General features: G+C 42.6%; 11 protein-coding genes and 2 tRNA genes. All 13 read left to right on the top strand.

All coding sequences use genetic code 11. From position 1 onward, the window contains the following. Positions 1-74 precede the first annotated feature (74 nt). On the top strand, positions 75-974 hold the full coding sequence (locus DXK30_RS05750; protein WP_101204314.1) for an ABC transporter permease: 900 nt from the start codon (positions 75-77) through the stop codon (positions 972-974). 64 nt (positions 975-1038) lie between these two features. Beyond that, positions 1039-1833 (top strand): ABC transporter ATP-binding protein, encoded by a 795-nt coding sequence (locus DXK30_RS05745; protein WP_114700878.1) that lies wholly within the window; start codon positions 1039-1041, stop codon positions 1831-1833. Between the two features lie 194 nt (positions 1834-2027). Next, positions 2028-4349, top strand: coding sequence for an FdhF/YdeP family oxidoreductase (locus DXK30_RS05740; protein ID WP_114700877.1), 2322 nt, complete (start codon positions 2028-2030; stop codon positions 4347-4349). A gap of 94 nt (positions 4350-4443) precedes the next feature. Further along, positions 4444-5526 carry a formate dehydrogenase accessory sulfurtransferase FdhD gene (locus DXK30_RS05735; protein WP_227670680.1) on the top strand — a complete coding sequence of 361 codons (1083 nt, stop codon included), beginning with the start codon at positions 4444-4446 and terminating at the stop codon, positions 5524-5526. A gap of 784 nt (positions 5527-6310) precedes the next feature. After that, positions 6311-7960 (top strand): sodium:solute symporter family protein, encoded by a 1650-nt coding sequence (locus tag DXK30_RS05730; protein WP_313777858.1) that lies wholly within the window; start codon positions 6311-6313, stop codon positions 7958-7960. Positions 7961-8044: 84 nt separating this feature from the next. Continuing rightward, the gene (locus tag DXK30_RS12835) at positions 8045-8179 is read left to right on the top strand and encodes a putative transporter small subunit (protein WP_211181310.1); all 135 of its coding nucleotides are present in this window, start codon (positions 8045-8047) and stop codon (positions 8177-8179) included. A 181-nt stretch (positions 8180-8360) separates the two neighbouring features. After that, positions 8361-8434: transfer RNA gene (locus tag DXK30_RS05725), tRNA-Cys, on the top strand. Positions 8435-8558: 124 nt separating this feature from the next. Continuing rightward, positions 8559-8645: transfer RNA gene (locus DXK30_RS05720), tRNA-Leu, on the top strand. Between the two features lie 686 nt (positions 8646-9331). Continuing rightward, positions 9332-9859, top strand: coding sequence for a spore coat protein U domain-containing protein (locus tag DXK30_RS05715; protein ID WP_162799514.1), 528 nt, complete (start codon positions 9332-9334; stop codon positions 9857-9859). A 5-nt stretch (positions 9860-9864) separates the two neighbouring features. Beyond that, positions 9865-10626, top strand: coding sequence for a fimbrial biogenesis chaperone (locus tag DXK30_RS05710; RefSeq protein WP_114700874.1), 762 nt, complete (start codon positions 9865-9867; stop codon positions 10624-10626). Further along, positions 10598-13024, top strand: coding sequence for a fimbria/pilus outer membrane usher protein (locus tag DXK30_RS05705; protein ID WP_227670677.1), 2427 nt, complete (start codon positions 10598-10600; stop codon positions 13022-13024). Before DXK30_RS05710 ends, DXK30_RS05705 begins: the two co-directional genes overlap by 29 nt. Beyond that, on the top strand, positions 13021-14031 hold the full coding sequence (locus tag DXK30_RS05700; protein WP_227670674.1) for a Csu type fimbrial protein: 1011 nt from the start codon (positions 13021-13023) through the stop codon (positions 14029-14031). The genes DXK30_RS05705 and DXK30_RS05700 overlap by 4 nt, the downstream gene beginning before the upstream one ends. 570 nt (positions 14032-14601) lie before the next feature. Further along, entirely contained in the window at positions 14602-15483 is an 882-nt protein-coding gene (gene otsB / locus DXK30_RS05695; protein WP_114700872.1) for a trehalose-phosphatase, read from the top strand. Positions 15484-15490 lie beyond the last annotated feature (7 nt).

The raw sequence follows: 15490 nt of genomic DNA, 5'->3' as shown, positions 1-15490 counted from the left end.
ATGATTTTGGCAATTGCCATTTACTTATCTTGGTACCATACGCTAGACACTTGGTTATGACTTACTGATCTCTTATGTCTTTAATTGCTTTTTTTGGTGCGCTTGAAAGTGGTCTGATTTATGGCCTAGTAGCACTCGGTGTGCTTATCTCATTTCGTACGCTCGACTTCCCTGATTTGACCGCTGACGGTAGTTTTCCGTTAGGTGGCGCAGTCGCTGGTATTTCTATCATCGCTGGTATCAACCCATGGTTGGCCTGTGCTTTTGGGATGTTAGCAGGTTCAGTCGCTGGTATCGTCACGGCATGGTTGCATGTCAAACTTGGCATCTTGCAACTGCTTGCCAGTATCTTGGTCATGGTTGCCTTATATTCTGTCAACCTACGTATTATGGGCGCGCCAAACCTACCCCTGCTTGGTGAAACCACAGTGTTTAGCACCTTGGTGACCGATGGTAATGGTTATTGGATGCGCTGCCTGATTATTGGTGTCGTTGTCGCAGCTGCCATGTTATTTTTGAACTGGTTCTATAGCACTGAGACAGGTCTGTCGATGCGTGCTACTGGCTCAAACCTAAGAATGGCACAGGCGCAAGGTATCAATACTTCGTGGATGACCATCATCGGTATGGCGATTTCTAACGGTTTGATTGCCCTAGCAGGTGCGCTGTTTGTTCAGACTCAGGGTGGCGCAGATATCTCAATTGGTATCGGTACGATCGTCATTGGTCTAGCAGCAGTCATCATCGGTGAGACAATCATTCCTGCCAAGCGTATTTGGCTGATTACCTTTGCCGTTGTTGTCGGCGCGGTATTGTACAAACTGTTTATTCAGGTTGCACTATCAAGCGATACGCTACGTAGTATCGGCTTTGGTCCACAGGATTTGAACTTGATTACCGCATTGCTCGTGGTACTAGCCTTGGTATTGCCAAAAGCGAAAACTAAGTTTTTATCACGCAAGGTTCGCGCCTAATGACAGTCAAAGCAGGTATTTTTAATACTTGCGACGCTTGAAGAGACAATAAGGAATAACGATTATGATGCAAGCCACTGATTTACGGTTGACCTTTAACCCAGGCACGCCTATCGAAAACCCTGCCCTACGTGGTATCAGCTTAAACATTGCTGATGGTGAATTTGTCACTGTCATCGGTACCAATGGCGCAGGTAAATCTACTTTTTTGAACGCAGTAAGCGGTACGACGCGCATCGATAGTGGCTCAATCTTGCTAAATGGCATTGATGTGACCAAAAAGTCTGCTCATCAACGTGCGCATTGGGTTGCTCGTGTCTTTCAGGATCCGATGGCGGGCACTTGTGAAGCGCTAACGATTGAAGAAAATATGGCTTTGGCCTACAAACGTGGCGGTAATCGCGGTCTGAAATTTGCATTGAACCAGAACAACCGCGATTTGTTTCGAGAAAAACTATCCGTTTTAAAATTAGGTTTAGAAAATCGTCTAACCGATCGTATGGGTTTACTCTCTGGTGGTCAACGCCAAGCAGTAAGTTTGCTAATGGCATCATTGCAGCCCTCTAAAATCTTGCTACTTGATGAGCATACTGCAGCTCTCGATCCTAAGACTGCGGCGTTTGTCTTAGAATTGACTGATAAGATTGTCACGGATAATAAACTGACCACGATGATGGTCACCCACTCAATGCAACAAGCATTGGCACATGGCACACGCACCGTTATGCTGCACCAAGGTCAAGTCGTGTTGGATGTGGCTGGTGACATTCGTAAAGGTATGACCGTACATGATCTACTCGATATGTTCGAGCAAACACGTGGCGAAAAAGTTGAAGATGACAGTTTGATTTTGAGCTAAGTTTTTCTGAGCTGATAAAGTAGTATTTGTCAGATAGAACCATCTTTGATAACTTCTAAGACCTTCAAGAGAATTGATTTTTCTTGGAGGTTTTTTGTTATCTATAGTTAATGATCATATGAACTTTTCACTGACCATTATATAGTTGTCGTCTATCAAAGCTTCGCTATTGTCATCTATCTATGAGGTCTGTCATGCGCAAAATTCCTATTTACTCCCACCCTGCTGCTGGTTGGCCTGCGCTGATCTCATCTACCCAAAAGCTAATGGACTATAAGACATTTTTGCGCGGCGGTATAAGTGTATTTAAAAGCAATCAGCCGCAAGGCGGATTTGACTGCCCAGGCTGTGCTTGGCCTGATCATAAGTCACACAAAGCCATCGATGTCTGCGAGAACGGCATTAAAGTCATTGCCAGTGAGACTATGACCCATAAAGCAGATGCCGAGTTTTTTGCAAGACATACCGTTACTGAGCTACAGGGATGGACTGGTTACGAGCTTGAACATAGTGGCCGTTTATCAGAGCCGATGTATTACGATGCGGCGCAAGATCGCTATGTTCCTATTCCTTGGGAAGCTGCTTATAGCATAATCGCTGAACAGTTAGGACAGCTAAATTCACCTGATGAGGCGCTATTTTATACGTCAGGCCGCGTGACCAATGAGCCTGCCTTTTTATTTCAGTTATTTGTACGCTGCTTTGGTACCAATAATTTGCCTGATTGCTCAAATATGTGTCACGAGCCAACCTCAGTAATGCTAAGCAGACAGCTAGGTATTGGTAAAGCGACAGTGATGCTAGAAGATTTCGAGCAGGCCAAGCTGATATTGATGTTTGGGCAAAACCCAGCGACTAACCATCCACGTATGTTAGAGATGCTCGCCCATGCGCATGAGCAAGGCTGTCGAATCATCTCAATTAACCCGATGCGTGAGCAAGGCCTGAGTAAATTTAGGAATCCACAAAAACCAACGCACATGGCAGCTGGTCAAAGTGCTGACATGGTCGATGATGTTATTCAAATTCAAATCGGCGGTGATGCAGCGCTATTGACGGGCATTGCCAAGTGGTTAATTGAAAACGATAAAATAAATCATGATTTTATTACCACTCATACTTCAGGCTTTGAACCTCTAAAACAGTGGCTAACAGAGCAATCATGGACAGATATCACACTTGGCTGCGGTATTTCTCAGACAGATATTATTAATCTCGCTGAGCTCGTGGCTGATAGTCCAGCAACGATTTGCACTTGGGGCATGGGCATTACTCAGCACGTACAGGGTGATGATAATGTCGCGATGATTACCAACTTGCTCCTGCTGATGGGCATGATCGGTATTGATGGCGCTGGTGCCTCTCCAGTACGTGGGCACTCCAACGTACAGGGCGATCGCACCATGGGTATCCATGAGCGTCCTAACAAAAGCTTACTAGACAGTTTAGAGCACGTGTTTGAGCACCCTATGCCGCAAGAGCATGGCTACGATGTCGTCACAGGTGCCAAGGCTCTTATCGCAGGTAAATTGAAAGTCTTTATGGGCATGGGTGGTAACTATGCAGTGGCTGCCCCTGATACCAGTGCTATTGAGCAAGCTTTAACCACTACTCAGCTTAATATATTTGTCGGTACTAAGCTCAATGAGACCATGCTATACCCCGGTGCAAACAATTTGATCCTACCTTGCTTAGGCCGTACCGAACGTATTGTCACAACAAAGGGTGAGCAGTTTGCCACTATCGAAGACTCTATGTGTCAGATTGTACCCACTCAAGGCAAGCTAAAACCTGTTAGTGATACTTTAAAATCTGAAGCGCAAATCGTGGCAGATATAGCGACTTATGTACTCGATGCCGGCTCGTCTATTCCTTGGCTTGCGATGAGTGAAGATTTCGATATTATTCGAGACTATATCGCTCAAGCGATTAATGGATTTGAAGACTTTAATCAGCGTATACGTACCTCTGAGCGTGGCTTTCATTTGTATCATGCGGCGCGTCATCGTGTATGGAATACCGAAAGCGGCAAAGCTCAGTTTGAAGTGCCACAATATCCGATTACTTTTGTCGCTGCACAAATGGCAGCTGCAAACGATACCGATAACCATGCGGATACAGCACAAAAGGTTTGGCAATTGACCAGTGTCCGTAGCCACGATCAATTCAACACTATGATTTTTGGGTTTAAAGACCGCTATCGTCAAACGGATCGCCGTGATGTGCTATTCATGCATCCAGATGAGATAAGCCGTTTAGGTTGGCAAAAAGGTGACCGTGTTATGGTCACTCGCCAGCGTGCCAAAGATAGTCTAGAACAGCCACGCATATTAGGCCCATTGGTATTGAGCGAGATGGATATTGCCTCTAACGCTGTTGCCGCTTACTATCCTGAATGCAATGACCTCTTTGATTTGGAGACACATGCGCCAGACTCTCATATCCCAGCGTACAAATCGACGACCGTCGTTTTAGAGCGCGTAGAGGCAAATGCGTCGATCGCGACGCCTGCGTAAATCATACTTCGAAGGGTAAATGAGAATGACATTTTCATTTGCCCTCCCTCTAGATGACCATAAGCACACTCATAATTTTAGGCCATGATAAATCGTGATAACCATTGAAGATAACGCTGAGCAAAGTGAGGCTTTTATTGACCCTACTATGATAGATAATTCAACTAGCACTAAGATAGTTACACCTGAGCTTTCTAACGATGATAGGTTGTCAGAGACACCACTTGCTCGTAGTCACTTAGCACAAAAACATCATTACCCGTCAATTAGTAGTGATCCTAATCATGACTCTCATCTTCAAATTGAATCTCAGACCACCAGCTTAGCAGTCGAAGCTGCGGTCTCTATCATTATTAATGGAATTCATTATGCTGTGTTGATGGCCAGTCCACATCAGCTAGAGTATTTAGCGGTTGGGTTTTTATTTAGCGAAGGATTAATTCAATACAGTCACGAGCTACTCGACTGGGAAGTGACTCACCTTGCAGATCTAGCTAGCTATCAGCAGTTTGCGCAAGATTCGAATGACGAAGATCTTGATTCAGTATCAATTGAGCAAAGCTTAGAACAATTTCAAGATTACGATATCTATGTCGTGGAACTAGTATTAAGCCAACGCTGCCATCAACGTATCCAAGCACAAAAACGTCAGCTAGCAGGGCGTACGGGCTGCGGTATGTGCGGTATTACTGGATTAACACAAGCTTTGCCTGATCTAAGCGCTTACTCACCAGACCATTTACACCATGAACATAACCGACAGACAGGTATAACTGGCATTCAAACGGTCGCACCAAGTCTTGACTCCCTATTGGCGCTGCGTCAACAAGTGGATGCCACGCAGCATACACATCAGCTGACAGGTGCGGTACATGCCGCAGCGACGATACATAATCAGCAGCTATATTTATTTGAGGATGTAGGCCGCCATAATGCACTTGATAAACTCATCGGCTGGCAATTACGCCAAAAAGCAGACGTTAGCTGTGTGCTTATGACTTCGCGTCTGTCTATTGAACTGGTTCAAAAGTCTATTCGAAGTCAAATCCCATGGCTAGTTGGCATGTCAGCACCTACCAGTACAGCCGTGCGCGTGGCTGAGCGTTATGGTCTTGGATTGGCTGGATTCTTACGTAATAACCGAGTCACTTACTATACCAAACAAGATAATATATAAAAATTCACTTCTACTTGTTCATTGAGAGCAACCATCTATCGCTCATTATCTATTTCTTTTTAATGAAAGTTTCAGTTACTTACTCATAGTTATAATTTAGCTCATAGCGATATATCACTCGATACCGCTCATAATAAAGCCCTATCTTTCAATGCTTTATTAAACATCTTATTAAATCTCTTTAAATAAATACTTATATGTCATCTTCGGTCATTATCTGGTAAATATCGGATAATGTTTGAGGTTAGTGACGTAATAGGTTACTCTTACCGCGCAAATATGTTACAGGTACTTAACAAATATGTAGTTTTATTTATTAATGCTGCTTAGTAATACATCAATCGCAATAGATAAGTAGAGACTTCCTACCTATTGCTTATTACAGCTGACAAGGCTGTCTAAATCGAGTTCGGGTCATGTAATCATGGCTTAGTGCTTATTCGTAATTCCGCTATAGACACTCATCACATGAGTTTTCTTTAGCACGTAGCTACCTTTGTGTATGCCTATTAATAGCGTGATGGTTTACCCATTAACTGACGCCTATTGAGAGTAGTCCCTGTCTTTTTGATTTGACACTATTTGTCTCATTAAGATTTGGGCGTGACACTTAGCATTTGCTTACCACTACAGTTGGTATTTTCGCTATTTATATTAGCCACATACGTTCGGTATGAGGGCTGTGTAGGCTGTGCTGTATTCCTAATGGTTTGGTATCTTTCATTTTTACTGAACTTTATTCATCAACTAACAATTGCGAGGTCTGAATTTGAAAACTGAGTCATTGTTCCAATTTTCATCATTGACGATTATTTTATTATTATTAGCATTTTATGGCGGCACCTATTTACTGTCCTTATTAATCAAAAAAGATAAAGAGACAACTTCTGGGTTTATGGTCGCAGGTCACGGTGTTGGCTTTGGTATGGGTGCAGCCAGCATGACCGCCACTTGGATTTGGGCGGCCTCATTTTACGCTGCTGCTACCTCTGGCTATAAATACGGCGTATCAGGGCCGATACACTATGGATTTTGGGGTGCATTGATGATTTTGTTCATCTACCCTTTCGGTATGCGCTTTCGTGAATTGGCGCCAGACGGCCATACGCTAGGTGAACTGATTCATGCCCGCCACGGTTCATCAAGCCAATTAATCTTAGCCATATCCAATATTATGGGCAGTTTAATTAGCTTGATGGTCAACTTTACCGCTGCTGGAGCATTGGTGTCAGTTTTATCACCATTATCGTTCCAAACAGGGGTAATGATCGCAGGTATCGGTGTACTAAGTTACACATTGACATCAGGGTTTCGAGCGTCCGTTTTTACCGATTTTGCCCAATTGGTCGCTCTAATGGCCATTGGTATTGTCATTATTCCCGCCGTGTTATTTGCCATGGGTGGCCCTGAAGTTATGGTCAGCGGCCTATCAAACCTGACATTAGAGCAGCAGGATTTCTTCTCATCTGAGGCATTCTTTCAACAAGGTGCGCCCTACTTCGTCGCTGTATTAGCATATGCTATCGGTAATCAAACCATCACTCAGCGCCTATTTGCGATCGATAAAACTAAGATTAAAGCGACGTTTATCACTGCTACAGTAGGCTACGCTGGTATCGTGATTGGTCTTGGGATGATTGGACTAATGGCGGTGACTATTGGCGTCGAGCCACTTGATGGCAATATGAATAACCTCATTCCTCAAATGGTCAGTACTTATCTGCATCCCGTCTTTATCGCCTTATTCTTTATTTTAGTGATTGGGTCATTGTCCTCGACCGCTGACTCAGATTTATCAGCGCTATCAACCATTATGATGGCGGATGTCTACGGTAAAAACATTGCCAAAAAAGGCCATGTTAAACCTAAAACGATGATGCTAATTGGTCGTGGCACGATGATTGTTGCGACGGCAGCTGGACTAATCTTTGCAAGCTTTAAGCTTGATATTCTCGTCATGCTAGTATTTGTTGGTGCACTATGGGGCGCTATCGTCTTTCCTGTTATTGCCAGTGTGTTTTGGAATCGCGTCACCAATACTGCCTTTACCTCAGCAGTTATCGTCGGACTACTCTTATTTTGCGTTGCCCGTTTCGAATTACTTCCAATCACTGGTGTCACCGCCCTATTCTTTGAAATACTGGCCAGTGTCGGTGCAGCAGTCGTTATTGGTCTAATGGTCTTTGGGTTCTTAGGTCGTAAGATTGGCATGGTCGCCGCAGCTATTACGCTTGTGTTGATGCTTATCTTCGCTACTGGCTTCTTACGTCAATATATGGTCCTGCTAGCCTCTCTAACAGCTTACGGCGCTAGTACCGTCGTCTGTGTGATTATCAGCCTGATGGGAGACGAACACTTCGACTTCGACTTAATTAAGCAGCGTGTGGGCAATTACGATAAAAAGTCGGAAATCCCATCGTCACTTAAATCTTAAACCAAAGTCACTTTATCCGAGTAGTGATTGGTCAGCAGTACTTGGCTAATCGTTACTTACTTAGCAATACTATAAGGAGATATCATGGACAACGTTTTTATCTACGGCTTATATATCTTAATTTGGCCTGCCATTACTCTTGGCGTACTCGTATTAATTTGCACGGCCACTTATCGTGATGTGAAAAGTGCCAAACGTGACAATAGAGATATTGTTTAGCGCATTATATTTTAAACGATCATTATTAAACGCTGGATTACTGATGGTTTGAAAAAGCCTATTAATAGTATAAATGTCCTGAAATTGGGGCTAAATATAGACAAGATAATAAATAAGCTGTTTTTAACGAAAAAAGGACTTGTAATTTACTATATTTTTGCTAATATAGGCGACCTTGATTGGCTGGATGGCAGAGTGGTCATGCAGCGGACTGCAACTCCGTTAACGCCGGTTCGATTCCGACTCCAGCCTCCAATTATTTATTAACTTTACGTTAATTTTGGCTTGCATTATTATCACAACCGATTATAATAGCGACCACTTATCTAGTAACTAGATGGTCTATCAGCTAGTTTACATTTTAGATAAAACAAGTTTTGCCCGGGTGGTGAAATTGGTAGACACAAGGGATTTAAAATCCCTCGCTAGCAATAGCGTGCCGGTTCAAGTCCGGCTCCGGGTACCATTATATAGTCCTATACTATCTTATAGAACAGCTAAAGCCCCTGATATCAGGGGCTTTGTTGTATCTGGCGTTTTGTCTGATTTACCATAATTATCTACTTTCATTATCGTAAAAATGTGGACTATAGAAATTCATAGTTTCCCCTAAGCTATCAACATGCATGAGTCTAAAAGACTATTGCCCTCCTTTTAAAAACCGTTCCATACTCTTCTTAAACGAGAACTGCATTCGTACAAGTTCAGAATGCTTTTGCATTTAGATTGTATCTCCTGAATCATATTATTCGTAAAATACTAATGACTAGTTTGTAACTGATCCCATACCATTTTTTTATATACCATTCGAGGAATAGTAGAAGATACTAAGGTTACATCTTAAAAAACATAAATATATCACTTCTTTTGCTCTACTCCTATCACCTATCATAAGTACCTCTCTTATAAACTATAAAATCTCTTAGCTTTACCTACTTTATAAATAGACAATATTAATCAAACATTAATCGTGCAATTTTGTAACGACTGTATTACAATGCACCAACAAAAGTGACAAACGGTTTATATTGGCGATAAAAGGTTTACATTTTATGTGTAAACTTATAGGTAACTGTAGCTTATACCTTCTATCCGTATATTAGCGATTTTATAGAACGTCATTAAATGATTTATACTCAATGGAGATTTACCATGCAATTCAACAAAACGCTGCTTGCCGCTACACTACTTACTGCTGGTGGATTTGCCGCTATCTCTAGTGCGAATGCTGCTGATACTAGTGATTTTAAAGTCACAACGACAATTGACGCTAGTTGTACAGTAGACGCTAGTGGTGCAAATATTGTTTTTGGAACCATCGCAGCTAACACTCTAGCAGAGGCTACTACGATTTCAAATAAAGCATCTGCTGAGGGTATTTTAGTAACTTGCTCTAAGGGTGCTCCCTATGTTATTAAACTGGCGTCAGCTGGCATAACTAGCACTACTGGTGAAGGTAAAATGATTGGAACTGGAGTTAATGATAATACGATCACCTATCAGTTAAACTCTACTGATACGGGTACAGCTTGGGGCAATCTTGAAAGTAATGATGTGACTGGTACTGGGCTAGGCTTATCTACTGCTGTTCCTCATCTCGTATACGCAACAATAACAGGTAGCACCGACGTCAAAGAAGATACGTATACAGATACTATTACTGCTTCTATCACTTACTAATAATTATGTTAAATTTTTGGTTACACTGCGTTGCCCGACCTATAATTATCTCAGCCTTGCTACTGTCGCCTAGTTTGGCAGTAGCAAGCGGATTGCAGGTCTCTCCCATCTCTTTGAGCTTAGAAGCCCGGGAGACTGCCAGTGGTCTGACGCTCAGTAATTCTGGTAGCAATATAGTACACGCACAAGTGCGGGTGTATCAGTGGTTGCAGAATGAAAAGGGTGATCAGCTCATCCCCTCGCGAGGACTATTGGCCAGTCCACCCATGATTGAGCTAAAACCGGGTGAAAAACAACTCATCCGGATCATTCGCGCGAAGGCACCGCCGCAAGGTTCTGACGCGGTAGAAGATGCTTATCGAATATTCGTCAATGAGATACCAAATAAATCTGGCAGCCAAACCACAGGTTTGCAATTTGCGCTCAGCTATTCACTCCCCGTCTTTGTACAGCCTGTTGGGGTGACTAAGACCAGTCCACAGTTGCAGTGGAGTACGCATCTGCAACCAGATGGTAAAGAGGTAATACTCCGCGTCAGCAATAGTGGCAATGGTCGTGCTCAATTGGCCAGTCTGAGCTTTATAGATACAGCAGGTAATAGTACGGTGATTAATCCGGGGCTGCTAGGGTATATCTTACCCGATGCAACTATGAACTGGACACTGAAAATACCGCCCTCTGCCCTGGCGGCAGGCGGTAAATTCAAGGTTATGATGAATGGCACTCAGACGACACCAGATGTCACGATGGACTCATCCATTCGCTAAAGCAGTTTTCCTGCAGTGCGTGGCAGTATCAGCCAGTCACGCCGTAGAACTCAATGATGTTGCTACAGACATTGACGCCACTGAGCTTGCCCAGCTCAATTTAGATAGCTACAACCCTGACGACGATGAAGCTGGGTTAGATCTGTATCTAGACGTAACCCTAAACGGCGCTAGTGCGGGTTTAACCCATTTTTACTATCGTGACGATCAACTGTGGGCAAGTACTAATATCCTGCAGCAGCTTGGTTTTGTCGTACCTGCTAATAACGCTGAAGCCATATTACTAAATAGCTTACCTGATCTTAATATCGATTATGACGCTCGACAACAAACACTAAGTCTTATCGCACCTCTAGATATGCTCAATCTAGATACTACTGTCCGTAGCACTCGTACTAACAAACGACCCCAAGCTACATCATCTTCTGGCATGTTGCTCAATTACAATATCTATGGCACTCAAACTCAAGACAGCACGAAAAGCTTAAGCGCTTACACCGAGCTGCGCGCATTCAATAAGCTAGGTGTACTTAGCTCTACCGCCTTAACCAGTGCAAATAGTGGAACTGATAATAACAGTGATTGGGATAGGCGTAGCGTGCGTTTGGATACTAGTTGGAGTCAGTCATTTCCAGATAAACTCATAACAGTTCGTGCAGGCGATATCTTGACGAGCGCACTATCATGGACTCGCTCCACGCGATTGGGGGGCCTACAAATTGGCACTAATTTTTCTCTCCAACCTTATAAGTCAACCACACCATTACCGTCGTTTTTTGGTACAGCCACGCTACCCTCAGCGGTAGAGCTTTATGTCAATGGTCTCAAACAATATAACGGTGACGTACCGGCAGGACCATTTGAGCTTAATACAGCACCTAGTTTCAGTGGGGCAGGTACTGCTCAGCTGATAGTGACCGATGCTTTAGGACAAAGCACCACACTTAATTTCTCTCTATACGATGCCCACCGTTTATTACAGTCAGGTCTTTCTGACTGGTCCGTAGAGCTTGGGACGGTGCGAAAAAGCTACGGCATTCATTCTTTTGACTACGGTAGCGATATTGCTGCCAGTGGAACATGGCGTTATGGGGTTAGCGATCGCTTTACTGCAGAGACACATGCTGAAGTGACTAACGATCTCAGCAACGGGGGTATAGGAGGGACATGGTTACTAGGTAAGTCAGGCGGCATATTATTTGTATCATTAGCAGGTAGCGAGAGCCAAGGTCAGAAAGGTATGCAGTACAGCGCAAACTACTCATGGAACAATAGCCGCTTCAACTTTGGCCTCAGTGCTTTGGGCGCTTATGGCGATTATCGCGATGTCGGAACCCAATACGGCTCTGCTCCTGCTCGTCGAAGTGAGCAGATATCAACTGGTTATAGTACAGAGTCTATGGGTCGTTTTGGTATAAGCTATAATCAAGTGTCACAATCAGAACGAGAGAAGGCACAGTTTGCTAGCGCTTATTGGTCGAAATCCTTTGGTCGTAAATTGAGCCTGAGCGCCAATTACAATCACGATATCAACAGCGCTGAGAATAACAGCCTGTATGTTAGTGCCTCTTTATCATTGGATCGTGGCATGTCGCTAAGTAATAGTGTACAGCATACCGATAACGATACTCTGTTTGCAACTGACCTCTCAAAGCCAGCATCGAACACTGGAGGTATTGGCTGGCGAGCACAAGCAAGACACCGCCTAAATACTGGCAAAAACAACAAGGATAGCACTAGTGGCGTTGCTGAGCTGAACTACCGTGGCCACTATGGTCAAATACAAGCAGGTATTGCAGGCAACAGTGGTGACTATTCAAGCTATGCAAGTGCTACAGGCGCCGTGGTTACGATGGGTGGTGGCTTGTTTGCTGCTCGACAGATAAATAGTGGCTTTGCCGTAGTTTCTACGAGTGGCATCGCTGATATACCTGTGTCTTTACAAAACAGCGCCATCGGCACGACCAATAGTCACGGTCTATTGTTGGTAACACCACTGAATGCTTATCAAGAAAATAAGATTGGCATTGATCCTATGAAACTGCCCGCAGACCTGCGTATTGATAAAGTAAACATAAATGCGACGCCGACCGAGCGCGCCGGTATTTTTGTCAATTTTGATATCATGCCAGTACGCTCAGCCTCTGTCATATTAGTAGATAGCAGTGACCAACCGCTACCGCTTGGCAGTCAAGTACGTCAGCTTAGCAATGAAGAAGTACCAGCAACCGTCATTGGTTTTGACGGAGAAGTATATCTCGACACCCTTGATAAACATAATGTACTAGAGATAACCACCCCTTCTAATGATATCTGCACTGTTAGTTTCGATTATTCCAAACAAGGTGATGAGATACCTCTTATTGGTCCTTTTGTCTGTCACAAGGTACAACCATGATAAAAGCAATTCAATGGCCTTACGGATTACTATTGCTCACCCTTACAGTATGGTTCTCAATCAATAGTGCGCATGCTGACCTCATTTGTACAGCGAGCATGAGTAGCAATACTATCAACATTAGCAATACTGTTACACCTGCTACTGCTAACAATGCGAAAATCACTGGAACTTTAAGCTACAGCTGTACCAATAACACGGAATCAGATAGATACGTTTCCGTTTGCCTTGGCGCTGACGGTGGCAACTATGATAGCGCTACTCTTAACCCACGTTATATGACTGACTCGAATGGCTCTAAACTGGCATTCACTATGACACTACCGGACGGAACACTCTGGGGGAATGATAATAGCTCTTTTTACCAACCTGACTCGTTTCTCATTCCTAAAGACAAAACCGTCAATGGCAACGTAGTTATCAATGTTTCGTTATTACCAAATTTTAACAACGCCTATGCTACCAAGGGGCTCTATAGTAGCAGTTTTGAAGATAGTCATACGACACTGGTATACCAATCTTACTTTTCCAAGCCAGCTTCATATGACTGTCAGACAGGTGTTTATGAACGTAATTCCTTCCCGTTTAAAGTGCAAGCGACTGTCGTTAACGATTGCAAAGTAAATACGACATCTGACATTGTCTTAGGCCGTCAACCTGCAAGTACCACTAGCTTTATAGGCAGTAACAACGAAGCTATTAACATGGTCTGTACCAATGGCACTCTTTACAATATTGGTTTGTCCCCATCTAACGATGATAAAAACGGTGCAGGTGTTATGATAAGTACGGATAACGAAACCTATAGACTCCCTTATCAACTGCTTTCGAACCCTTCAGGAATGGTATGGGGCAACAATGGTAACACTTATGACACGTTAACCAACGGTGTCACTGGACAAGGTAAGGGCACCGCACAATTACATACCGTGTATGTTAAAGTGCCAAACTCTGATGTTAAACCTGCCAAATATGTCGACACAGTAACAATTTATGTAAACTATTAGCAGCTGTTTATACAAAGCTGGCCCCCTTATCCTCTATTCTCGAAACAGCTTCACTCACTCATGCTAAGCACCTTCTCTTACGCATACGATTAGACGAAAAACATCTGTCGCACTCTTATCTACTACAGTGATGTTTGTATAAACCTCAATTGGCCTTGATGGAATTCAAAAAGAAACCTATAAAGACTTATTAGCGCTAATTGCTACGATCCCCCTTCCATAATTTTTATAATTACTCATTCCTTGTAAGCATTATAGACAACCAATCGAAAAAAATTTTAAAAGCTTATTCTCTAGTTATTTAAAAATTAATCTCACCAAGTACTTTTATCTTTGTAAAACACTGCTTAATCAATATCTTTTAATTTTCACAATATTTAATCAATTACATAAACCATAATAAATTACTTATTATTACTACCAGAACGCCATTAATTTTATGGCAATCTTATTACGATTTATAGACTTTAGTTTATTTTATAAAAATTTTTTTATAATGCAGTAAAGCAGAAATACTATATAAAAAACAATACTTTTTTAAATATCATACAAGTATGGGCTACTTTTAATATGAGTAAACGACCTATATACATTCGACCGAACAATTTTGCTGACTATCTAAGCCATCGGCAAGATTACTATTTATTTTTAGATATAGATGGCACACTTTCAAATTTCACCATAAATCCTAATGACAGTATTATTCCCCGCACTACCTTAGATCTTTTACAGGCGTTGCAAGACCATGGCATGAATATCGCTGTAGTAACTGGTCGTAGCCTTACAGAAGCCAAAAAAATGCTGTCGCCCTTATCGTTACCAATTGCAGCAACTCACGGTCTAGAAATAGCATTGGATAGTAGTTTGAATCAAGATGAAGATCTGAATGATGTAAATACGCTTTCTATTGATACCTTAGAGCTAGATAAAATAAAGCAAGATATCCTCCGCTCTTGTACTGTCTATGACGACTTCTTCATAGAAAGTAAACCTTATTCCGTCGCTTTACACTTCAGAAAAAATCCAGTTTTGGCTGATGAGGCTCATGCCATTATGAAAAAAGTGTTAAAAAATCATCCTGCCTGGGTATTGACGCCCGGCAAGTATGTTTGGGAAGCGACACCAAAAGGTATAAATAAAGGAACTGCTATTCTATATCTATTAGACAAAATAATAGACAAGGCTAGTAACAATGCTTGTGCCATTTTTATTGGTGATGATATTACTGATGAAGCGGGTTTTAAAGCCATACAAGGTTTAGACAAGCTAGCTAAGGGCTTAGACCAACCACTAAAAGGGCTAGGTATTAAAGTGGGAGGGGAATCAACCTGTGCTCATTATTATGTCAATGATATTAATGAAGTAACAGATTTACTCCGTAATCTGCTAAGTTTTTGCCGGAAACGCGGTGTGTCGCCATCTGGACCAACAAACGTTAATTCTCACTATTGAGAAAAAA

The sequence above is a fragment of the Psychrobacter proteolyticus genome, from assembly GCF_003350005.1.
Classification (GTDB): Bacteria; Pseudomonadota; Gammaproteobacteria; order Pseudomonadales; family Moraxellaceae; genus Psychrobacter; species Psychrobacter proteolyticus.
This window is presented reverse-complemented; position numbering and strand designations above follow the sequence as displayed.